We start from the raw sequence: 23,468 nt of genomic DNA, 5'->3' as shown, positions 1-23,468 counted from the left end.
GATGAAAAAAATTATATATATCAGTGTCATTACACTTTTTACCAGTCTGTTAAGTTGCGGATCTAAAGATTCTAATACATCCAATACACAAGATACTCACGAGGCTTCAGAAACCCAACACGACGATCATGGGGAACATGAAGAGGAAGAAGGTGTGCATTTAAAAGCATCACAATTTAAAGCCCTACAGATGAAAGTCGATACGTTGTCGCATCGGTTAATGAGTGGTTATGTGGAAGCGAACGGAACTTTAGATGTGCCACCACAAAACGAAGCTTCAATTACAACTATTGTTGGCGCGAATATTGCAACTATTGAAGTTATAGAAGGAGACGAGGTAAGCAAAGGACAAGTAGTTGCTTATTTAACACATCCCAATATTATCAAAATGCAAACCGATTATTTAAATGCGTTTAGTAACAGTAACTATTTGAAAAAGGATTTTGAACGTCAACAAAAATTATACGATGCAGGCGTTGGATCTGGAGCTAATTTTCAAAAAGCTGAAGCTGAATACGAAGCGTCTAAAGCCTTGGTAAACGGCTTAGGTGCACAGTTACAATTATTACATTTAAATCCGAAGAGCATTCAGAATGGTACCATTTTTCAACGTGTGGGCTTACGGACACCAATCGCTGGTTTCGTTCAGAAAGTGAATGTGAAAACAGGACAATATGTAGCTCCAGAAACAGAAGTTTTCGAAATTGTAAATACACATCATGTGCATGCCGATTTAATGGTTTTTGAAAAAGATGTGCATCAGGTTAAAACGGGGCAACAAGTAAGATTTACGGTACAATCATTTCCTGAAGACGAATTAATTGCCGAAATTTATTCCGTAAGTAAAACCTTTGAATCCAATCCGAAAGCCGTTCATATACACGCCGAAATTAAGAATGAAAAAGGGCATTTAATTCCAGGAATGTACATTAAAGGTAAAATTCAGATAGATGAAACAGAATCTTTAGCGATTCCAGAACAAGCTATTTATAAGGAAGGTGATCGCTTTTATGTGTTTAGAGCCACACAAGAAGCAGAAGAATGGACATTTGAACCTTTAGAAGTTATTCCTGGAGCTAAAGATGGCGATTGGCAAGCCATTACCTTTTTAGAAACGCAGAATCAAACCGTACAATTTGCTTTTAATAATGCTTATTATTTAAGTGCAGAATTAAAGAAAGCGAGTGCAGGACATCATCATTAACATATGCAAGGAGTAGAAACATTTTTAGAATCTAAAAGTATTCGTGTCACCGCGATGCGCATACTTATTTATAATTTTTTATCAGATAAAGACGTTGCTGTTACCCTGAGTGATATCGAGAATGCATTCGATAAAGCAGACAGAACAACGCTTTATCGCACCATAAAGACGTTTGAAGATAAAGAGATTGTCCATCAAATAGACGATGGAACAGGAGTCACTAAATATGCCTTATGCGAACCCAACTGCCATTGCGATTTAGAAACCGATTTACATCTTCATTTTCATTGTACCGAATGTGGTGCTACAATTTGTTTAACCGATCATAAAATTCCGAAAATTAAAGTCCCAAAGGGATTTGTTGCCGAACATGTTAATTTAGTGGTTAAAGGAACTTGTGATAAATGTAATTGCGATTAATGCACTTCCATTGCATGGATATAATGGTCACCTTTGAAGTATTATTAGTTCATATTAAAACAATTTAAAGATGAGTGACGTACATACAGAAACAGAACAAGGACATTGTTGTGGTAGCGCACACTGTCATACCCAAGAAGAGTCTTCTTCAAATAATATATACTTGCCCGCTATAATTAGTTTTGCTTTATTAATTATCGGGCTTGCGCTGGATTATTACGAGCTTCCATTTTTTAAGGACTATATTCGATTAATTTGGTTTTTAGGAGCGTATATTCCAGTTGGTTTACCTGTATTGAAGGCGAGCTGGAGCAGTATAAGAGCGGGCGAATTTTTCACTGAATTCTTTTTAATGAGTATTGCCACATTAGGTGCATTTGCTTTGGGTGAGTATCCAGAAGGTGTCACTGTGATGTTGTTTTACACTATTGGTGAATTATTTCAGGATGTCGCGGTGACTAAAGCCAGAGGGAATATTAAAGCCTTGTTAGATGTGCGTCCTAAAGAAGCGTTTGTATATCGGGACTCAAAGTATATTTCAGCTAATCCTGAACAAGTTGGCATAGGAGAAAGGATACAAGTCCGCGTAGGCGAAAAAATCCCTTTGGATGGTATCTTGCTTTCTAATAATGCATCCTTAAATACAGCCGCACTAACGGGAGAAAGTAAACCAGATCGCATGGCTAAAGGTGATCATGTTTATGCAGGTAGCATTAATTTAGAAGGCGTTATTGAAGTTGAGGTGACTAAAATTTTCAAAGACAGTTCTATTGCTAGAATTCTAGAATTGGTTCAGAATGCAACGGCTAGAAAGTCTAAAACGGAATTATTCATCCGGAAATTTGCTAAAGTGTATACGCCAATCGTGGTGTACTTGGCGATAGGAATTACGGTATTGCCATACTTCTTTGTATCGGATTATGTGTTTGGCGATTGGCTCTATCGTGCGTTAATTTTCTTGGTAATTTCTTGTCCGTGTGCGTTGGTGATTTCTATTCCACTAGGGTATTTTGGCGGGCTAGGAGCCGCGTCTAAACACGGGATTTTATTTAAAGGTGCTTCATTTCTCGATACGATTAGTAAGGTGAATGCTGTGGTTATGGATAAAACGGGAACATTAACTCAAGGCGTTTTTCAAATTAAAACCATTAAAACGTTTCAAATAGAAGAACATGAATTTATGAGCTATGTGATGGCAATAGAAACCAAATCGACGCATCCCATAGCAAAAGCCATTTTAGATTATAAAATTGAACAGGTTCAGGAGGCTGTAGATGTTAAAGAAATTGCAGGACAAGGTTTAAGCGGTACTGTTCATGGAACACCTGTTTTGGTAGGAAATGCTAAATTGATGCAAGCTCATAATATTCAAATTCCATCAGAAACGCAAGTTATTGTTGAAACGGTGGTGTTTGTAGCTATTAATGCACAGTTTTCAGGGTATATTGTGATTGCTGATGCTTTAAAAGAAGATGCAAAAGATGCCATAACTAAATTACATGAGGCTGGTATTCGGGATATTGTAATGCTGTCGGGAGATAAAGAAAGTATCACACAACAGGTGGCATCAGAATTAAATATTAAAACCGCTAAAGGTGGTTTATTACCAGAGGACAAACTAAATGAAGTCGAAAATATGAAGCAGAATCCCAAATATAAAGTGGCTTTTGTGGGAGATGGGATTAATGATGCTCCTGTTTTAGCGACTAGTGATGTTGGGATTGCGATGGGCGGATTGGGAAGTGATGTGGCTATAGAAACTGCTGATGTGATTATTCAAACTGATCAGCCTTCAAAAATTGCACAAGCGATAAAAATAGGACGTTCTACGCGAGCCATCGTTTGGCAAAATATAGTTTTAGCTTTTGGTATTAAAATCGTTGTATTGATTCTTGGCGCAGGCGGATTAGCAACCATGTGGGAAGCGGTATTTGCAGATGTTGGAGTGGCTTTACTCGCTATTTTAAATGCGGTAAGGTTGCAACATATGCATTGGGATTAATTATTTTCATCATATAAATCATTATACGCTCCAGAATCTCTTTTTGGAGCGTTTTTTCTTTTAAACCAAGTATCAAAAACGATCTCTTAAAAGTCAGATTTGGAGTTATAAGCATCATAAATCTATAATAAAATTATGCATGCATAATAAAATTCAATTATATTTGTTAGAACCGATGTTCTAATATTATGCAAACAAAACTAACAGAGTTACTTCAGATTACACATCCTATAATTCAGGCACCCATGTTTTTAGTTTCAAATGTGGCCATGGTTAAAGCAGGCATGGAAAGTGGTGTCGCAGGTTGTATTCCGGCATTAAACTACAGAACTTTAGATGAATTAAAACAAGCCATACAAGAGTTAAAAGTAGCTAAAGTTAAGGGTGGTGCCTTCGGTTTTAATTTGATAGTCAATAAATCGAACATCAAATATAAAGATCAGTTAAACGTGCTTTGTGAAGCCGGTTGCGATTTTATAATTACCTCTTTAGGAAGTCCAGAGGAAACCATTAAAAAAGCGCACGACGTAGGTATTAAAGTATTCTGTGATGTAACCGATTTAAAGTTTGCTAATAAAGTGGAAGATCTTGGTGCAGATGCCATAATTGCGGTTAACAATCAAGCTGGTGGACATCGCGGTGGGTTATCGCCAGAAACCTTACTAGCAGAGTTAACTAAGCATTGTAATATTCCAGTAATTTCGGCAGGAGGTGTGGGACGAAAAGCAGATGTAGATCGTATGCTTCAATTAGGTGCCGAAGGCGTATCTGTAGGGAGTCCGTTTATCGCCTCTATAGAAGCAGGTGTCACAGACGAATATAAACAAGCTTGTGTAGATTACGGTGCCAAAGATATCGTAATGACGGAACGTATTTCAGGAACACCATGTACGGTAATTAATACACCATACGTTCAGAAAACAGGAACGAGTCAGCCTTGGTACGAAAAGCTTCTAAACAAAAACAAAAGCCTAAAAAAATGGGTGAAGATGATGCGGTTTGCTATAGGTATGAAAGCGACAGAAAAAGCGGCCAAAGAAGTAACGTATAAAACGGTTTGGGTAGCTGGACCAAGTATAGAGTATACAACGTCGGTGCTACCAGTAAAAGATATTGTTTCTAAACTCGTACATTAGTTTATTCAGCTTCAAAATCTTTAAAAACGGTAGCTTTCAAAGCATCCCATTCTGTGTTTAAAATACCATAAATGCATGTGTTTCGTTTGTATCCGTTTAGTAAATAGATATTCTGTCTTAGAATACCTTCTAAAGAACCACCAACATACTCAATGGCTTTTCTAGACCGTATATTGCGTTCATCTGCTTTAAATTCTACTTTTTCGAACTTTAAATTTTCAAAAGCATACTTCAGCATCAAATATTTCATGTGTTTATTTAGTCCAGTGCCTTGGAATTCGTATCCAATCCATGTTGCGCCAATATCTAATACTTTATTTTTACTATCTATATTCATAAAACGCGTACAACCGGCATATGCATTTTTAGATTTGTCGAATACCAGAAAAGGAATACAGGTTTTATGGTAATAGCCATCGACAGCAGTTTGTACATAAGCTCTTAATGCTTCTGGATTAGATATATGAGAAGGCGAATATTGAACCAAATCTTTCTGACTTGCAATGTCGGTAACATACTTATAATTACTTAATCCTAAAAGGGTGAGTTTTACACGACTATCTTCTAATTGTTGAATGTTCATAAGCGGGATGAATTTATCTGCAACACGTTTTGTACTTTTGTAGTTCTAAATATACGTTTTATATGAAACCAACAAAAGAAGATGTGCTAAAACGAGCCAATGCCGCTTGTAAAAACACACTAATGGAAACGTTGCAAATTGAAATTGTTGATTATACAGAGGACACATTGGTCGCTAAGATGCCAGTAAATTCCAGAGTATATCAGCCAGATGGTGTGTTACATGGTGGTGCAACGGCTGCTTTAGCAGAAAGTGTTGGTAGTTTTGCATCTCATATATTTTTAGATACGAATGCATTTTTTGTCCGTGGTATTGAAATTACGGCCAATCATTTAAAAAGTGTGACGTCCGGATATGTCTATGCTAAAGCTTCATTTATCCATAAAGGCAGAACCACACAGCTTATTGATATTCGAGTAACAGACGACGATGATAATTTAATTTCACTTTGTAAATTATCAACTATTACCTTACCTAAAAAGTAGTCCATGCATCAAGATGATTTTTTTGAAAGTCTAAACGCTCAGTTTCAAGACGCTTTACCTTTTGTCGCGTATAGGAAACCTAATGAAGATCGTGTAAATGCAGTGTTTCAAAATGACGATGTGTTATATGAAACAAAAGATTTGTCTGAAGCAGGATTTGTTTTTGCGCCTTTCGATGATTCTTCAAAAATGATTTTAATGCCTTTAGATCAGGCAGAGGTTGGATATTGTGATCATTTTGAAGGAGAAGAGCTATTAACAGATACTTCTAAATTTTCATCTTCTTCAGATCAGAAAGTAGAATATATAAATACGATAGAACAAGCGATAGCTACGATAAAAGATTCTGATTTAAAAAAAGTGGTGCTATCCAGACCAGATTATATGACGAATGAAAATTTTCAGGTTTTCGAGGTGTTTAAACGCTTACTATCTACCTATAAAACCGCTTTTGTGTATTGTTGGTATCATCCTAAAATCGGACTTTGGTTAGGGGCAACACCTGAAACCCTTTTGAAAATTGAAGGACAACGCTTGTCGACCATGGCATTGGCAGGAACGCAAGTCTATAAGGGAACCACAGATGTAAGTTGGGGAACCAAAGAAGAACAGGAACAGCAATTTGTAACCGATTATATTGTGTCTAATTTAGAAGCTGAGGTAGAACAAATTTCTACTTCTGAACGACGGACGGTAAGAGCTGGGGGTTTATTGCATTTGCAAACTCAAATTTCGGCACGCTTAGGGAAGGAGCATTCAGGCTTATTAAAAATTGTACGGGCATTACATCCAACCCCTGCGGTTTGCGGTTTACCAAAAGCAGAAGCGAAAGCATTTATTTTGAATCATGAAACGTATAACCGTGAGTTTTATTCCGGATTTATGGGTGAGTTGCATTTTAAAAAGCGACAGACACGAAATACAAATCGAAGAAATGTTGAAAATAACGTCTATGCAACGGTAAAATCGGTTACCAATTTATACGTGAATTTGCGTTGTATGCAAGTGTTACCAAATAAAGTGGCGTTGTATGTTGGTGGTGGCATTACAAAAGATTCTAATCCCGAAGCAGAATGGGAGGAAACAGTTAGTAAAACATCAACCATGAAAAACATACTCTAATCATTTTATTTGAGTTCGGCTTTTCGTATTTTTGAAGTGCTAAGTTTTTAGAATGATATACCCTAAGATTCCGCTTGCCCAAACAGTGATTCAGCTGTGCAAAGCCAAAAATATAAAACATATAGTGCTTTCTCCAGGGAGTAGAAATGCGCCATTAACTATTGGATTTACACACGATCCGTTTTTTAAATGCTATAGTGTTGTAGACGAGCGTTGTGCTGCATTCTTTGCTTTAGGAATTGCCCAGCAAATACAAGCGCCTGTAGCTGTGGCTTGTACCTCTGGTAGTGCAGTATTAAATTATTATCCAGCCATTTCTGAAGCCTTTTACAGTAATATTCCGTTAGTGGTTTTATCTGCAGATCGTCCAGAGCATATGATTGGCATAGGAGATGGGCAAACCATCAATCAGCCCAATGTATTTAAAAACCATATTCTGTATTCGGCTAATTTAAAATTAGATAAAACGATTAAAGAAGATCGTGTGTTAGCGGGTGTGTTAAAAACCATAGAACATAAGTTAGAAGATATGTTGCATCTTCAGAAAGATGTTCAGCAAATTAATGAAACAGAAATAAATACAGCTTTAAATATAGCCTTGACTGAATCGGGGCCTGTACATATTAATATTCCGTTTAACGAACCCTTATACGACCGCGTAGAGACTTTAACAGTCTCACCAAAGGTTATTGAACCTGAAGAGAAAACTTTAGAATTAGATTTTGAAACTATTGAATTTTGTGCAAACGATTGGGACATTGCAGAACGCAAATTGATTCTTGTTGGGGTAAACGGACCCAATGACATTGAACAAAAATTTTTAGATGTTTTAGCTGAAGATGATAGTGTGGTGGTATTTACAGAAACAACATCTAATTTACATCATGAGCGTTTTTTTCCAGGCATAGATAAAATGATTACGCCTTTAACAGCAGATGAATTTAAAGCATTGCAGCCAGATATTTTATTAACCTTTGGTGGCCTTATTGTATCTAAACGCATAAAAGCTTTTTTAAGACAATACAAACCAAAACAGCATTGGCATGTAGGTTTACAAAAAGCAAACAACACCTTTTTTAGTTTAAGTAAAGCGATTAAAATAACTCCAAATCAGTTTTTTAGACAATTATTAAATCGCACTACAGTTATAGATAGTGGTTATAATGCCTATTGGGATAAAATACAGTTATTACGAAATGTAAGACACGAAGCTTATGTTAAAGATAGTGTGTATAGTGATTTTAAAGTTTTCGATATCTTGCTGAAAACATTACGAAAAGACTCCGTTTTACAATTAGGAAACAGTTCTACAATTCGCTATGCTCAGTTGTTTCATTTACCAAATGATGTTGAGGTGTTTTGCAATCGTGGGACTAGCGGTATTGACGGAAGTACATCTACAGCTATTGGTTGTGCAGTGGCAAATAGCAAACCTACAACACTTATTTCTGGAGATTTAAGTTTCTTCTATGATAGTAATGCGTTGTGGAATAATTATATTCCATCAAGTTTTAGAATTATTGTTATAAATAACGAAGGTGGTGGTATTTTTAGAATTTTACCTGGACATAAAAACACTGAAAATTTTGATTATTATTTTGAAACAAAACACCTTTTAACAGCTAAGCAATTATCTGAAATGTATGGGTTTAAATATCAATCAGCATCAAATGAAAATGAATTAATATCAGAATTAAGTGCGTTTTATGAAAACTCTACATCACCTAAAGTATTGGAGATTTTTACGCCTTCAACGATAAATGATACTGTTTTAATTGATTATTTTAAGGCTTTAAAATAATTGCAATCGGCAACTTTAACTTTTAGTAAATACAACAACTAATATTATTACCTTTGCGGCATGATACAATTAGGAGAATACAACACATTAACCATTTTACGCGATACCGAACCGGGATTGTTTTTAGGAGACGACGAGAATAACGACGTTTTATTACCAAACCGTTATGTTCCTGAATCTTTTGAGATAGGGGACGATATTGAAGTTTTTGTGTATTTAGATAATGAAGAACGCATTATTGCGACTACCGATAAACCTTATATTAAAAAAGGTGATTTTGCCTTATTACGATGTAATCAAACTAACGATTATGGAGCTTTCTTAGACTGGGGATTAGTAAAAGAATTATTTTGCCCGTTTAAAGAACAAGCTTTTAAAATGAAAAAAGGTGGCTGGTATTTAGTGTATTGTTACGAGGATGAGGTCAGTAATCGTTTGGTGGCATCAAGTAAAACCAATCATTTCTTAAGCAATAAAGAATTAACTGTTGCTCCTTTTGATGAAGTTGACTTAATTGTGTCACATCCTTCAGACATTGGAATGAATGTTATCGTTAATAAAGTACACACAGGACTTATTTTTAAAGACGATATTTTCCAAGATTTAAGTGTTGGCGATAGACTTAAAGGTATAGTTAAAAAAGTGCGCCCAGATAATAAGTTAGATATTATGTTGGGGAAAATTGGGTATAGAAGTATTGAGCCTAATGCCGATTTAATTATGAAAGAATTAGAAGATAATAGTGGTTACCTTAATTTAACCGATAAATCTGCTCCTGAAGCTATTAAAGAGACGTTACAAATGAGTAAGAAGAACTTTAAAAAAGCTGTTGGAACACTTTATAAAAAGCGCTTAATCGAAATTAAAGACGATGGTATTTATCTTGTTTAGATATTACAATACATAAAATAAAAAAGCCTCAAACTATATAGTTTGAGGCTTTTTTATGGATTTAAGTCTTAAATTATAGACTCAAATCCTTTTTTATAGATCTAGATAAGGCATCTTTGTGCACCATGATAGAAATGGTTTTAAGCTTAAAATAGGCTTCACTCATGTAGATATATCCATCGTTAGATACTTTGTCTGAATTTCCTCCCCAAGAGTTTTTTACTTTATAATAAGAATTTCCTTTTTGGTCTTCAACCAAACCTACAATATGCATTAAGTGATCGTCTGTAGTGTCAAAGTTTTCAAATTCTTTTTGGCGGTATTCTGGAGTTACTTTTAATTCTTTTTCAATTGATTTTAAAGCAGCATCGTAATCTTTTTCATCTTTTGGCATTACAGCAACCCCGTATTTAGAAGAGAATGTTTTTTCACTAACATCGCAATCTAATTCAACAGTAAATCCTTTTTTTAGTGCATCATTCGTAATATCTACTAAATCATCTAATTCAACATTATAAAAACGTCCATTAGAAAAATTATCAGGAATGTCTAAAATAAAGGATGTATTGTAAGGTTGGTGTGTAAAAGATGTAATGGTTACATAATTGCTCGCTTTTAATCCTGTCATGGCAAGAAAAGATTGTGGTGTATACGACACGCCTTCGTAAGTAAAGTTTGTTTTTACCTCTCCTAATTCTTTGTCTAATACTTTAGAAACGTCAGCTTTCCAATCACCATCATATGTTTTCGGATTTTTAATATAAGCATCTAAAATGGTTTTTAATTCGTCTACAATTTCAGAGTGATCATGTTTAGTTTCGCGTTTTAATAAACCTGTATAAGCTTCATTTGGGACTAATCCGTAAGCTTCCATACTGTTTATAACGTCATGTGCTAATCCACCTTCACTAAATTGTGCTTTACCTTGACGCATCACATAGTTCCACGATTTTAAAGGGTAGGTTTGTCTTACATTATACATTTCAGACAAATCTATATGCTTACTTGTTGTTCTTAAAATTTCACTTTCTAAAAATGAAGAGGTTGAGAAACTCCAACAAGTTCCGGTATTACCTTGACTTAAAACATCTAAAGCACCTAAATCTATTTTGGTTTCAAATTTGTAAGCCTGAGCAAACGATACAGACGTAAATGCAACGAGTAATAAGAAAATACTATATTTTTTCATTATGAAGTATGGGTTTATTTAAAATGATTTATTTTTGGCTAAAATAAGAAAAATGGAACAAGCAAATTGGGTAACTGTCAAAGAATACGAAGACATTACTTATAAAAAATGTAATGGTGTTGCTCGTATAGCATTTAACAGACCAGATATTAGAAATGCGTTTAGACCAAAAACGACGAGTGAATTATATGAAGCATTCTACGATGCTAATGAAGATGTAAACATTGGAGTCGTATTATTATCGGCAGAAGGCCCATCGTCTAAAGATGGTGTCTATTCGTTTTGCAGTGGTGGCGATCAGAACGCTAGAGGAAAACAAGGCTATGTTGGAGAAGATGGTTATCACCGTTTAAATATATTAGAAGTACAACGATTAATTCGCTTTATGCCTAAAGTGGTTATTGCTGTGGTTCCTGGTTGGGCTGTTGGTGGCGGACATTCGTTACACGTGATTTGTGATTTAACGTTAGCGAGTAAAGAACACGCTATTTTTAAACAAACCGATGCCGATGTTACCAGTTTTGATGCTGGTTATGGTTCTGCCTATTTAGCTAAAATGGTGGGACAGAAAAAAGCAAGAGAAATTTTCTTTTTAGGACGTAATTATAACGCTCAAGAAGCTTACGAAATGGGTATGGTAAACGCTGTTATTCCACATGCAGAATTAGAAGCAACGGCTTACGAATGGGCACAAGAAATTTTAGCAAAGTCGCCTACATCTATCAAAATGTTGAAATTCGCTATGAATTTAACAGATGATGGTATGGTTGGACAACAAGTATTTGCGGGTGAAGTGACGCGTTTAGCTTATATGACAGATGAGGCTAAAGAAGGTAGAAATGCATTTTTAGAAAAACGTGCGCCTAACTTCGAGAAAAAATGGATTCCATAATAGATACATATGAGTAATTTTTCAAAATGGATTTCGGCCATGCGTTTAAGAACCTTGCCGTTATCTATTTCAGGTATTATTGTGGGTGGATGTTTAGCTGCTTACGATGGATTTTTTAATGGGCTAATTTTTGCTTTGGCAATCCTGACTACACTGAGTTTACAAATTCTATCTAATCTGGCAAACGATTATGGAGATGGTGTAAAAGGAACCGATAACGCAGATCGTATTGGGCCTATGCGAGCTTTACAAAGTGGTGATATTACTGCCTCACAAATGCTTTTGGCAATTAAGATAAATGTTCTAATTACTCTGGTGTTTGCGATTTCTTTAATTGGGGTGTCTTTCGGAGCAGAAAATTTTTTAATGTCTATTTTTTTCCTTGTTTTGGGAGTGGCTTGTGTAGTCGCAGCGATAAAATATACCGTTGGAAATTCTGCCTATGGTTATAGAGGTTTAGGTGATATATTTGTATTTTTGTTTTTTGGATTAGTCAGTGTTATAGGGTCTTATGTGTTGTTTGTCAAGCAAATAGATTATATTACATTTTTACCAGCAATCGCTATTGGAATGTTAAGTTCTGGAGTCTTGAACTTAAATAATATGCGGGATATTTTATCGGATGCTAAATCTAATAAAAATACACTTGTTGTAAAACTAGGCGCAGAAAAAGCTAAACATTATCATTATGCTTTGGTTGGAGGCGCTATGTTAATTACAGCAATTTTTGCTATAATATATTATACATCACCTAAAAATTTAATTTTTGTAATCGTATATATTCCGCTAATAAAACATCTAATAACAGTGTACAAAAATGATGTGCCAAGAGATTTAGATCCAGAATTAAAGAAACTAGCACTGAGTACTTTTTTTCTTTCGGTATTGTTAGGATTAGGTTTTATTATATAAAAAAAACACCTCCATATACTGTTAAATATAGTTAAGTTGAAAACTTATAAGATATGTGCATTATAATATTTTGTATCTTTATATAAGTTGATATTTTATCAATAGTAAGCTTAAATTAGCTTTATTTTTGGGGACTGAGAAACTCAGACATATTATTTAATCTGTCTGAGTTTTTTTTGTAAATTAATTTAGAAATTATTGACATATGAAAATTACATTTTACGGACATGCAAGTTTAGGAATAGAAGTAAATGATATATCAATTTTGGTAGATCCGTTTATTTCGCCTAACGAAAAAGCATCTCACATTAACATTGAAACACTTAATGCAGATTATATTTTATTAACACATGCACATGAAGATCACGTTGCAGATGTAGAGGCCATTGCCAAGCGTACTAACGCTGTAATTGTATCGAATGCAGAAATTGTTACCTACTACGCAAACAAAGGTTTTGAAGGTCACCCGATGAATCACGGTGGAAAATGGGATTTTGAATTTGGTACCGTTAAATACGTCAATGCAATTCATTCGTCAAGTTTTGCAGATGGTTCTTATGGAGGTAATCCTGGTGGTTTTGTTATAGAAGGCGAACGTAAAAATATTTATATAGCCGGAGATACTGCTTTAACTTTTGATATGAAGTTAATTCCGATGCAAACCAAATTAGATTTAGCCATTTTTCCTATTGGAGATAATTTTACAATGAATGTAGACGATGCTATTATTGCTAGCGATTTTGTAGGTTGCGATAAAGTTATGGGTTATCATTTCGATACGTTTGGATATATTGAAATAGATCATGAAGAAGCAAAACGCAAGTTTTTCGATAAAGACAAAGATCTCATGCTACTTGATATAGGAGAAAGTATAGAACTTTAAGTTTTAAACCATATACCGTAAAGCCTTAAATTATATAGTTAAGTATATTTTAAGGCTTTTTTATGAGTTTTTCACACGCTTTGGTTACCCGATTTGAAAAAATAATTGAGTATTTTTGATCTTATGATTGTAGCAACTTATCACAAGTACATTTTAGAATTTAAAAACCCTAGCGGAACCTCTAGAGGAGTACTTACTACCAAAGAAACTTGGTTTATTCATTTAGAAGTAGATGGAAAGAAAGGCATTGGAGAAACAGGCGTGTTCAGAGGCTTGTCTATAGATGATAGACCAGATTACGAAGAGAAACTACAATGGGCTTGCCATAATATAAACTTGGGCTTAGAGGTGTTATTAAAAGAATTGATTGCATTTCCTAGTATCCAATTCGGATTAGAAATGGCATTTAAATCCTTGGCAGGAGTAACACCATTTACTTTATTTCCCTCAAAATTTACTTCAGGAGAAGAAGCCATTCCTATAAATGGATTGATTTGGATGGGAAGTGAAAGCTTCATGAAAGCTCAAATAAAAGATAAGCTTAAAGGCGGTTTTAATTGTATTAAAATGAAAATTGGAGCTATAGATTTTCAGACAGAAGTAGACTTATTAAAATCGATTAGGAATGAATTCTCTGCTTCAGAAATAGAATTACGTGTCGATGCCAATGGTGCATTTCATCCAGATGAAGCTTTAGAAAAATTAAAAGTATTATCAGATTTCGATTTACATTCTATAGAACAACCTATTAAAGCTGGTCAAATAGAAGCAATGTCGGGTTTATGCGAGGTTACGCCTTTACCAATAGCTTTAGACGAAGAGTTAATAGGTGTTTTTAAAGACGAAGATAAAAAAGCACTTTTAGAACAAATTAATCCGCAATACATCATATTAAAACCCAGTTTAGTAGGTGGATTTCAAGGCAGTGATTCTTGGATTTCATTAGCAACACATCAAAATATTGGCTGGTGGATAACGAGTGCTTTAGAAAGTAATATAGGTTTAAATGCTATTGCCCAGTATACATATACATTACAAAGCACATTGCCGCAAGGATTAGGTACTGGAGGGCTTTTTACTAACAATTTTGATTCGCCTTTAGAAGTGAAAAATGGAATTTTACAATATGATATTAACACCAATTGGAATTATAATTTATAAATAAAACATGTATATAAGTCAAGCATATAAAGGATTAACAGATTGGTGGAGATATATAATTGGAGTTATACTAGCCTTGGTGGGGGTTATGGTGTTTTCTTTGCCACACATTATTGCTATTAGCCTAAAAACACTGCAAGGAGCTGTTGATTTAACAAGAATGCAAGACACCAATTATGTCATGGGCTTATTCGATTCTAATTTGAATTTAATATTTATCATGTTGCCATTTTTAGGCGGTCTATTGTGTTTGTTTCTAGCGGTAAAACTCATTCATAAATTACCATTAATTACTTTTACAACTACACGAAAATCAATAGATTGGAAGCGTGTTGGGTTTTCGTTTTTACTTTGGGGATGTATTTCCTCTCTATTCATTATTATCGATTACAACATGTCTCCAGAAAATTATATTATTAATTTTCAATTGAATAATTTCCTAATTCTTTTAGTCATTGCCATCATATTAATTCCTATTCAAACTAGTTTTGAAGAATATATGTTTAGAGGTTATTTAATGCAGGGGATAGGAGTTATTTCTAAAACGAGATTATTACCTTTAATACTTACATCTTTAATTTTTGGAGGTTTGCACATAGCAAATCCTGAGGTAGAACAGTTGGGCTATACCATAATGGTATATTATATTGGAACAGGTCTGTTTTTAGGGATACTGACTTTAATGGACGATGGGATGGAATTATCTTTAGGGTTTCATGCCGCTAATAATTTCTTCACCGCTTTATTGGTGACATCAGATTGGAGTGCGCTTCAAACCTATTCGGTTTTTAAAGATATTTCAGAACCCGGAAAAGCAAGTTTTATAGAAATTTTTCTTCCCGTGTTTGTCGTTTTTCCAATTTTACTTTTTATCTTTTCAAAGAAATACAAATGGACAGATTGGAAAGCGAAATTAACAGGACAAGTTAATATGCCCATTCCAGAACCTGTTCTTGAAGGTGTCTTTAAAGAAGACCAAAAATAAAATTTAAAAACAATAATTAATTTACTATATAATACTATTTATCATGATAACAGAAGTAAAGACCAAGATACCAACATATGATAAAATTCATCTAAAATTTAAACTAAACGGACGTTATTACGATTCTGAATCTTTAGGGGAAGTTGCTTATTGTTTCATTAAAGAAGGGGAACCTCACCAAAAGACGTTAGGCGATTTTTTACAGGCTTGGTTAGATAATAATGATTATGTAGAAGTGCAAACTTCAGGATCTATTGGTATACCTAAAAAGATTAAGATAAAGAAACAAGCCATGGTAAATTCTGCTATCGCGACAGGTAATGCGTTTAATTTACGTCCAGGAGATAGTTTGTTACATTGTTTACCATTTAATTTTATTGCAGGACGAATGATGTTGGTTCGTGCTATGATTTTAGGTTTAGAATTAGATGTTGTGCCGCCCAAAATAACTCCGGTTTTTGATTTAGATAAAACGTATGATTTCGCTGCGATGATTCCGTTGCAAGCCCAGAATTCACTTTCAAAACTACAACATTTTAAGGCTTTAATTATTGGTGGAGCAGCATCGCCTCATCAATTATTGGAAGATATTCAAGATATAGACACCCAATGTTACTCAACATATGGAATGACAGAAACGGTAAGCCATATTGCTTATAGAGCTTTAAATGGTCCTAATAAATCAGATTTTTATAAAGCCATGCCTAATGTAAAGGTCTCTACTAATGCACAAGATTGTTTAGTGCTAGAAGCCGATTATTTATTTGATGGTGCTTTAGAAACTAATGATGTTGCAGTGATGCATTCTGAAAATGAATTTAAATTAATTGGTAGAATTGATAATGTGATTAACTCTGGAGGTTTAAAGTTATTTGCTGAACAAATTGAAAAGCATTTAACAGGCGGAATCTCTGAACGCTTCTTTGTGGCTGGACAAGCAGATGAAAAGCTTGGAGAACGCTTAGTTTTAGTGATTGAAGGTGAAGAGAAAACCATTGATCCAATTATATTTAAAGATCTTAAAAAGAACGAAATTCCTAAAGACATTCTTTTTGTAAAGAAATTTATTGAAACTCCTAACAGAAAAATACAACGTAAAAAAACATTAGAATTACTTAAATAAGCTATTATTTTATAAAAGTTAAAGCCGCTAATTCACAAACGTTATGTGTGAATTAGCGGCTTTTTTAATGCGTTGTTGTTCTGCTTATTTTTTGACAAAAGCTACACGTCTATTATTAGCTTTTTCTTCTGGAGTTCTATTAGTATTTAAAGGCTGAGATTCTCCTTTACCAATAACATTTAATCTATCTGCAGCGATACCTTGACTTACAATTGCTTCTTTAACCGCATTGGCTCTGTTTTTAGATAAGGTTAAGTTACTGGCATCTGTACCATCGCTATCTGTATGTCCAATAATATCAAATTCCCAATCTGTATTTTCTTGTAAAATATTCACTATTTGATTGATAATTCCTTGAGAGCTCCCTTTTATTGTAGATTTACCACTATCAAAAATAATTCCATTTGTTACATATTCTCCATCTGCAACAATTCTATTGTACATTTCTCCGCCACCATGTGCAATTCTAATGTTTTTTACGGCTAAATAAGGGTGTTGGGTTTTGTTCTTAGAGTAACACATTAAACCAATAGCAAGTATGCTAGGTTTAAGATCAAATTTAGGAATATTAGATACACGCTTAGAATCGTAATACATTTTAAATTTTCCTTTATAATAAGATATCGAAATGTGGTGCCACGCACTTTGAGTCCCTATAGAAATACTTTCCATTTTAAAATTGGTACTAGCTGCCCAACCTTCTATTCTTGCTGCTTTTTTTATTTCAATTTCGGCATCATGTACCCTAAAATTATCAGTAAAATGTAAATCATGTCTCATGTACCAAATTTGTTCTTCTTCAAGATTTGGGATCATAATATCGTATTCAATAGTGAATTCTTCACCCAAATACTCTTCAGAGTTAAATAGTGGTGTAATGATATTAGAATTTTCGGCAACTAATATTATGGCCTTTTCACCATTAATTTTTACCACTTCGGCACCACCTTTAACTAAGTCCCAACGCGATGGAAATTCACCAATTTGCTCAGAGCTTAAGTCGTCGTAAAATATTACATCTTCACCAGGGACATAGCGAAAGTTTCTCCAAACTTCAGGGCTATCCATACTCGTGTTTTCATTACTATCATTTTCAACTGTAGTTTCTTGTTCAGTGTCACTTTGTTCTACGTTTCCATCATCTTCATCCTCAGAAGGTGTATCACCATTAATTGTTTTATCAACCTCTTTTACAATAGCATCTTCTGCTTTTTGTTTCAGTTTTTTCCATAATTGGGCGTGACTTGTTTCTGTAAAAGCAAAAATCATTAGAACCGCAAGCAATAAGTTCGTAGTTTTTTTCATAATAAATTTATAATAGTTGTTGTTGAATTCGTGTAGGTTTTGATGTTGTATATTAGTTTAAACCTGAATGACACCTAAATTAAAAGGCTTTTCTATAGGTGCATGGTTGGCTGCTTCAATTCCCATAGAAATCCAAGTTCTTGTATCTAACGGATCAATAATACCATCTGTCCACAGTCTAGAAGCTGCATAATACGGAGATACCTGATTGTCGTATCTCGATTTTATTTGATTAAATAATTCCGCTTCCTTTTCAGGGGTTATGGTTTCTCCTTTAGCTTTTAAAGATGCTGTTTCTATTTGTAGTAGTACTTTAGCGGCAGAATTCCCACTCATTACAGCAAGTTCTGCACTTGGCCAAGAGACAATTAATCTCGGGTCGTATGCCTTACCACACATGGCATAATTTCCTGCGCCATAACTGTTTCCAATTATAATGGTAAATTTAGGCACCACAGAATTACTTACTGCATTTACCATTTTTGCACCGTCTTTTATAATGCCACCATGTTCAGATTTAGAACCTACCATAAATCCGGTAACATCTTGTAAGAATACAAGTGGTATTTTTTTCTGATTACAATTGGCTATAAAACGCGTAGCTTTATCTGCGCTGTCGTTATAAATAACACCGCCAAATTGCATTTCGCCTTGTTTTGTTTTCACTAATTGCCTTTGATTTGCAACGATACCAACGGCCCAACCATCAATTCTGGCATAGGCTGTTATAATGGTTTTTCCGTAGCCTTCTTTATATTCTTCAAAAACAGAATCGTCTACCAAACGCGAAATGATCGCTTTCATGTCGTATTGATCTGATCGGCTTTTTGGAAGAATGCCATATATATCTTTTGGATTGTCTTTTGGTTTTAAAGCTTCAGCACGATTAAAACCAGCTGTGTCGTAATCTCCAATTTTATCGATTATAAACTTAATTTTATCTAAAGCATCTTTGTCGTCTTTAGCCTTATAATCGGTTACACCACTTATTTCGCAATGCGTTGAAGCGCCTCCTAAGGTTTCATTATCTATAGATTCTCCAATGGCAGCTTTGACCAAATAACTACCTGCAAGAAAAATGCTTGCTGTTTTATCTACAATTAAGGCTTCATCACTCATAATTGGTAAGTAAGCACCTCCAGCAACACAACTTCCCATAACTGCTGAAATTTGAGTAATACCCATACTACTCATAATGGCGTTATTTCTAAAAATACGTCCGAAGTGTTCTTTGTCTGGAAATATTTCATCTTGAAGTGGTAAATACACTCCTGCGCTATCTACTAAATATATAATAGGTAATTTGTTTTCTATAGAAATCTCTTGAGCACGTAAGTTCTTTTTCCCTGTAATTGGAAACCAAGCTCCGGCTTTAACTGTCGCATCATTAGCCACAACTATGCATTGTTTTCCGCTAACGTATCCTATTTTTACAACTACACCACCAGAAGGACATCCGCCATGTTCTGCGTACATATCTTCTCCTGCAAAATTTCCGATTTCAATACTCTTAGATTTAGAATCTAATAAATAATCTATACGTTCTCTAGCTGTAAGTTTGCCTTTACTATGTAATTTTTCAATACGTTTTAAGCCGCCTCCAAGACTGACTTTGGCAAAGCGCCTTTTTAATTCTGATACTAAAAGTTTATTGTGATCTTCGTTTTTATTGAAGTTGATATCCATGTAAAAATCAATTTGCAGCTAAAGTACGAAAGTTTAAAATTATCTGCTAAAATTAATTATTTCGTTATTATATAACATGGAAATATATACCTAGGAAAATATATGTAATTTATTGTATATTTGTATTCAATTTAAATCTAACACGATGAAGAGACTTAAAACCATTTATTACGTTGCGACAGGGTTATTAACCATAATACTCTTGTTTTCTGTAAACATGTATATATTTAAACATGACGATGTTGCAAAAATGTTTACCAATTTTGGTTATCCAAGCTATATTATTTATCCGTATGCAACAGCTAAACTAATAGGGCTATTTGTGATCTGGTATCCTGGTTTTAAAACCTTAAAAGAGTGGGCATATGCTGGTTTTTTCTTTGCATTTGTCTTAGCTTTTTTTGCTCATGTTATGATTAATGATGGCGGACAAATGACGGCTTTAATAGCTTTAATTTTACTAGGTATATCTTATATTTTTAATAAAAAAACACAATTATAAATGAAACATATTATTGCTTTTGCCGGAAGTAACAGTAAACAATCTATAAATAAACAATTGGCAGCTTATGCTGCTGGTTTAGTTTTAGACACAGAATATACTGTTTTAGATTTAAATGATTTTGAAGTTCCTCTTTATAGTGTAGATGCGGAATTAGAAAATGGTTTACCAGATCAGGCCGTAAGATTGGTTGAAATGATTAAGAAAGCAGATGGACTTATTATATCGTTAGCAGAACATAACGGCGCATATACAGCTGTATTTAAAAATATGTTTGATTGGATGTCTAGAATAGAACCTAAAACATTTCAAAACAAACCCATGCTTTTAATGGCAACATCGCCTGGGGCTAGGGGTGGTCTTTCTGTGTTAGATATGGCTAAGGATAGATTTCCGCGTCATGATGCTCAGATTGTTTCTACATTTTCTTTACCCTCTTTTTATGAAAATTTTTCTGAAGGAAAACTATCCAACCCAGAATTAGAGGCTCAATTATTAGAAGACATAAAGCTTTTTAAAACTGCTCTATAAAATCAATAGGATATTAAATATTAATTATGGGAGATTTTTCTAAAGATATAAACTCTACGTTTCCAAATAATAAAGTGAAAGCTATGCTGAATGTGATTTACACAGCAAATTGGATTAGCAGTCGGCAGAATACATTTTTTAAACCTTTTAATATTTCATCGCAACAATATAATGTCTTAAGAATATTAAAAGGAGCAAAAGCACCATTAAAAGTACAAACCATTAAAGAGCGTATGGTAGAACGGTCTCCTAACGCAACCCGTTTAATGGATAAGTTATATGCTAAAGGCTTAATAGATCGTATTCCATGTCCGACAGATAGACGTGTTGTATTTATAAAAATTACGACCAATGGATTACAATTATTAGACAATGTAAATAAAGCCAATAGAGCCGATATATTTAAAAACCTAACAGAAGAAGAAGCCGTTCAGCTGAGTGATTTGTTAGACAAGATCCGTTGAATTACTAATGTTAATAATTTTGAAAAGATAGTCTTATGAAAACGATATTACATAGAGCAGATACACGCGGTTTTGCAAATCATGGCTGGTTACAAGCTAATCATTCATTTAGTTTTGCAAATTGGTATGATAAAGACCGCATGAATTTTGGAGCTTTACGTGTATTAAATGACGATGTTATTGCTCCAAAAATGGGGTTTGGTACACATCCACATAAAAACATGGAAATTATAACCATTCCTTTAAGTGGTGAATTAAAACATAGAGACTCTATGGGCAACCAATGGGAATCTGTACAGGCAGGAGAAGTACAAGTTATGAGTGCTGGACATGGTGTAGAACATTCAGAAATTAACGGATCGCAAGAATCGCATTTAAATTTGTTTCAAATCTGGATTATTCCTAATGCAGAAAATGTAGAACCACGTTACGATCAGAAAACATTTGAGGCATCTAAACGGAGAAACTTTTTACAGCCTTTAGTATCTTCTATAACTAATGGAATAGAGAGCACGTTAAAAATTCATCAAGATGCCATTATCTCGAGAGTAGATTTAGATGCAAACACACCGTTTCAATACACTTTAAAGCATAAAGATTATGGTGTATATGTAATGGTTATTCAGGGCGAACTAAAAATAGAAACACTAACATTACATACTCGAGATGCTATAGGAATTAGTAATGTTAAGCACTTTTATATGTCATCTTTAAGTGAAACGAGTCTATTATTCATCGAAGTTCCCATGGAAATATAATATTTGAGGTGTAAAAACTTGGTTTTTAGTGGTTGTATATCTCCTTTATATATACGTTAATCTAATTATCGAATATTTGGACGTTTCAAAGTTTAAATTTTAAGGGGATTATGTCTTTGTATAAATTTGATCTACTAATATCCCCATGTTATGAAATTACTTAAAACTATTTTATTTACTTTTTTAGTTGCGACTTCTTTTGCAACATATTCACAAACAACAGAATTAACAGAATTAAGCGATACATCTGAACTGATAGATGTTGAAGAACTGGATTCTACAAATGTAAGCTTCTGGATTGTTGGTTTAGGATTTAATGCCGTAGACGATTCAGGAAATGTATTTAAAGGTGTTTTTGATACTGATGAAGGTTGGAACGCTGTACCTTATCCGTCGCGTATAAGTGTTGGAAGATATTTTAAAAGCGGATTTGGTTTAGAAGGAATCTTCACTTATAATAAATATAAGAAAGGTAAGATTGTAGATAATTTTCCTCTTGAAGACGATGTAGATTATTTCGCTTTCGATACAAGATTAAGTTACGATCTTAATAAAATTGTAGGAGAAACTGGTTGGTTTGATCCTTATGCAGGTGTAGGTTTAGGATTTACAAATGCGAATAGCAATTCTCGAGGGACCTATAATGCTATAGTTGGATTCAGAATTTGGTTTAGTGATCGATTTGGTATGGATGTGAATTCTACAGGAAAATGGGGAATGAATCAGAACTTCAGAAACCACAAACAACATGCTATTGGAGTAGTATATAGATTTGATGTTGATAAAGAATTGACTAAAAAAGATCAAGAAAAATTAGATTTACAAGAAGAATTACTTGCAGAACAAGCGAGAGTTGAAGATTCTATAGCAAATGTAAATAAAGCCAATGCAGAGGCCGCTTTATTAGCAGAACAGTTAGCTAAACAACAAGCAGAGGCCGCAGAAAAAGAGCGTTTAGCTAAATTAGAACAAGAAAAACTAGAAGCTAAGAATAAAATTCAGGCAGAAATAGACGAATTAGAAAATATATACTTTGCATTTGATTCTTCTCGCTTAACATCTACATCTAAAGGTATTCTTGATGAATTGTTGGCCATCTTAAATACATATCCAGAATTAACTTTAGAAATTACGTCGCATACAGATTCTAGAGGTTCTACGGAGTATAATCAATCACTCTCTGAGAAACGATTAGAAAGTACATTAGACTATTTATCTGAAAATGGTATAGACAGTAATAGAATTACAGGTGAAGCTTTTGGAGAATCTAAATTACTTAATAATTGTGATGATAGTACTAAATGTACAGAAGCCATGCACAAACAGAATAGAAGATCTGAAATTAATGTTATAGAATTTTAATTAATAAATATGTGTTAATCCAAAAAAAAAGCTGACTTGTAATGAGTCAGCTTTTTTATTTTGAAATGTTT

Annotated in this window: 23 protein-coding genes; 19 read left to right on the top strand and 4 right to left on the bottom strand. The window is 34.1% G+C overall.

Translation table 11 applies throughout. The annotated features are described in order from the left end of the window. Nucleotide 1 precedes the first annotated feature (1 nt). The 4 genes from AST99_RS04450 to AST99_RS04435 all read left to right on the top strand — a co-directional run bounded on the left by AST99_RS04450 (nt 2) and on the right by AST99_RS04435 (nt 4,762). Nucleotides 2-1,204: an efflux RND transporter periplasmic adaptor subunit gene (locus tag AST99_RS04450; protein WP_057779590.1), complete on the top strand. Its 1,203-nt coding sequence runs from the start codon at nt 2-4 to the stop codon at nt 1,202-1,204. Nucleotides 1,205-1,207: 3 nt separating this feature from the next. Further along, nucleotides 1,208-1,624, top strand: coding sequence for a Fur family transcriptional regulator (locus AST99_RS04445; RefSeq protein WP_057779589.1), 417 nt, complete (start codon nt 1,208-1,210; stop codon nt 1,622-1,624). Nucleotides 1,625-1,694: 70 nt separating this feature from the next. Beyond that, entirely contained in the window at nt 1,695-3,626 is a 1,932-nt protein-coding gene (locus AST99_RS04440) for a heavy metal translocating P-type ATPase (protein WP_057779587.1), read from the top strand. A 188-nt stretch (nt 3,627-3,814) separates the two neighbouring features. Continuing rightward, nucleotides 3,815-4,762: an NAD(P)H-dependent flavin oxidoreductase gene (locus tag AST99_RS04435; protein ID WP_057779586.1), complete on the top strand. Its 948-nt coding sequence runs from the start codon at nt 3,815-3,817 to the stop codon at nt 4,760-4,762. A 1-nt stretch (nt 4,763) separates the two neighbouring features. Here the strand turns inward: AST99_RS04435 and AST99_RS04430 are convergent, their stop codons facing one another. Then, complete coding sequence (locus AST99_RS04430) at nt 4,764-5,345, bottom strand: GNAT family N-acetyltransferase (protein WP_057779584.1); 582 nt, start codon at nt 5,343-5,345, stop codon at nt 4,764-4,766. Between the two features lie 62 nt (nt 5,346-5,407). Here AST99_RS04430 and AST99_RS04425 point away from each other — a divergent pair, with 62 nt between their 5' ends. Genes AST99_RS04425 through AST99_RS04410 form a run of 4 tightly spaced genes read left to right on the top strand, consistent with a single transcriptional unit; the run spans nt 5,408 to nt 9,644 of the window. Beyond that, nucleotides 5,408-5,830 (top strand): PaaI family thioesterase, encoded by a 423-nt coding sequence (locus AST99_RS04425; protein ID WP_057779582.1) that lies wholly within the window; start codon nt 5,408-5,410, stop codon nt 5,828-5,830. Between the two features lie 3 nt (nt 5,831-5,833). Beyond that, entirely contained in the window at nt 5,834-6,952 is a 1,119-nt protein-coding gene (locus AST99_RS04420; RefSeq protein ID WP_057779580.1) for a chorismate-binding protein, read from the top strand. Between the two features lie 52 nt (nt 6,953-7,004). Beyond that, the gene (gene menD, locus AST99_RS04415) at nt 7,005-8,753 is read left to right on the top strand and encodes a 2-succinyl-5-enolpyruvyl-6-hydroxy-3-cyclohexene-1-carboxylate synthase (protein WP_057779578.1); all 1,749 of its coding nucleotides are present in this window, start codon (nt 7,005-7,007) and stop codon (nt 8,751-8,753) included. 60 nt (nt 8,754-8,813) lie between these two features. Then, nucleotides 8,814-9,644: a CvfB family protein gene (locus AST99_RS04410; protein WP_057779575.1), complete on the top strand. Its 831-nt coding sequence runs from the start codon at nt 8,814-8,816 to the stop codon at nt 9,642-9,644. A 73-nt stretch (nt 9,645-9,717) separates the two neighbouring features. Here the strand turns inward: AST99_RS04410 and AST99_RS04405 are convergent, their stop codons facing one another. Next, complete coding sequence (locus tag AST99_RS04405) at nt 9,718-10,833, bottom strand: C1 family peptidase (RefSeq protein WP_057779573.1); 1,116 nt, start codon at nt 10,831-10,833, stop codon at nt 9,718-9,720. Between the two features lie 52 nt (nt 10,834-10,885). Here AST99_RS04405 and AST99_RS04400 point away from each other — a divergent pair, with 52 nt between their 5' ends. From AST99_RS04400 to AST99_RS04375, 6 genes are all read left to right on the top strand, one after another. Beyond that, nucleotides 10,886-11,725 carry a 1,4-dihydroxy-2-naphthoyl-CoA synthase gene (locus AST99_RS04400; RefSeq protein WP_057779571.1) on the top strand — a complete coding sequence of 280 codons (840 nt, stop codon included), beginning with the start codon at nt 10,886-10,888 and terminating at the stop codon, nt 11,723-11,725. Between the two features lie 9 nt (nt 11,726-11,734). Next, a complete protein-coding gene (menA, locus tag AST99_RS04395; RefSeq protein ID WP_057779567.1) occupies nt 11,735-12,637 on the top strand; it encodes a 1,4-dihydroxy-2-naphthoate octaprenyltransferase in 903 nt (300 codons plus the stop codon). Nucleotides 12,638-12,842: 205 nt separating this feature from the next. Further along, nucleotides 12,843-13,520 (top strand): metal-dependent hydrolase, encoded by a 678-nt coding sequence (locus AST99_RS04390; RefSeq protein WP_057779565.1) that lies wholly within the window; start codon nt 12,843-12,845, stop codon nt 13,518-13,520. Between the two features lie 123 nt (nt 13,521-13,643). Next, on the top strand, nt 13,644-14,681 hold the full coding sequence (locus AST99_RS04385; protein WP_057779562.1) for an o-succinylbenzoate synthase: 1,038 nt from the start codon (nt 13,644-13,646) through the stop codon (nt 14,679-14,681). 7 nt (nt 14,682-14,688) lie between these two features. Further along, nucleotides 14,689-15,666: a CPBP family intramembrane glutamic endopeptidase gene (locus AST99_RS04380; protein WP_057779559.1), complete on the top strand. Its 978-nt coding sequence runs from the start codon at nt 14,689-14,691 to the stop codon at nt 15,664-15,666. Nucleotides 15,667-15,709: 43 nt separating this feature from the next. Continuing rightward, the gene (locus AST99_RS04375) at nt 15,710-16,789 is read left to right on the top strand and encodes an AMP-binding protein (protein WP_057779557.1); all 1,080 of its coding nucleotides are present in this window, start codon (nt 15,710-15,712) and stop codon (nt 16,787-16,789) included. An 84-nt stretch (nt 16,790-16,873) separates the two neighbouring features. Here AST99_RS04375 and AST99_RS04370 read toward each other — a convergent pair whose 3' ends face one another. Together AST99_RS04370 and AST99_RS04365 are read right to left on the bottom strand one after the other, a co-directional pair. Further along, complete coding sequence (locus AST99_RS04370; RefSeq protein ID WP_057779553.1) at nt 16,874-18,094, bottom strand: OmpA family protein; 1,221 nt, start codon at nt 18,092-18,094, stop codon at nt 16,874-16,876. Between the two features lie 57 nt (nt 18,095-18,151). Beyond that, nucleotides 18,152-19,780, bottom strand: coding sequence for an acyl-CoA carboxylase subunit beta (locus AST99_RS04365; RefSeq protein ID WP_057779551.1), 1,629 nt, complete (start codon nt 19,778-19,780; stop codon nt 18,152-18,154). Between the two features lie 145 nt (nt 19,781-19,925). Between AST99_RS04365 and AST99_RS04360 the strand changes: the two genes are divergently transcribed. The 5 genes from AST99_RS04360 to AST99_RS04340 all read left to right on the top strand — a co-directional run bounded on the left by AST99_RS04360 (nt 19,926) and on the right by AST99_RS04340 (nt 23,397). After that, nucleotides 19,926-20,282, top strand: a complete 357-nt coding sequence (locus tag AST99_RS04360) for a DoxX family protein (RefSeq protein WP_057779548.1) — start codon at nt 19,926-19,928, stop codon at nt 20,280-20,282. Further along, nucleotides 20,283-20,813 carry an NADPH-dependent FMN reductase gene (locus AST99_RS04355; RefSeq protein WP_057779546.1) on the top strand — a complete coding sequence of 177 codons (531 nt, stop codon included), beginning with the start codon at nt 20,283-20,285 and terminating at the stop codon, nt 20,811-20,813. A gap of 26 nt (nt 20,814-20,839) precedes the next feature. Further along, entirely contained in the window at nt 20,840-21,277 is a 438-nt protein-coding gene (locus AST99_RS04350) for a MarR family winged helix-turn-helix transcriptional regulator (protein ID WP_057779541.1), read from the top strand. Nucleotides 21,278-21,312: 35 nt separating this feature from the next. Continuing rightward, nucleotides 21,313-22,035, top strand: a complete 723-nt coding sequence (locus tag AST99_RS04345) for a pirin family protein (RefSeq protein WP_057779539.1) — start codon at nt 21,313-21,315, stop codon at nt 22,033-22,035. A gap of 150 nt (nt 22,036-22,185) precedes the next feature. Next, entirely contained in the window at nt 22,186-23,397 is a 1,212-nt protein-coding gene (locus AST99_RS04340; protein WP_057779535.1) for an OmpA family protein, read from the top strand. Nucleotides 23,398-23,468: the final 71 nt, after the last annotated feature.

This window comes from Formosa algae (assembly GCF_001439665.1).
GTDB lineage: Bacteria > Bacteroidota > Bacteroidia > Flavobacteriales > Flavobacteriaceae > Formosa > Formosa algae.
Note: the sequence above shows the minus strand (reverse complement) of the source record. Positions and strands in the feature narration are given on the sequence as shown.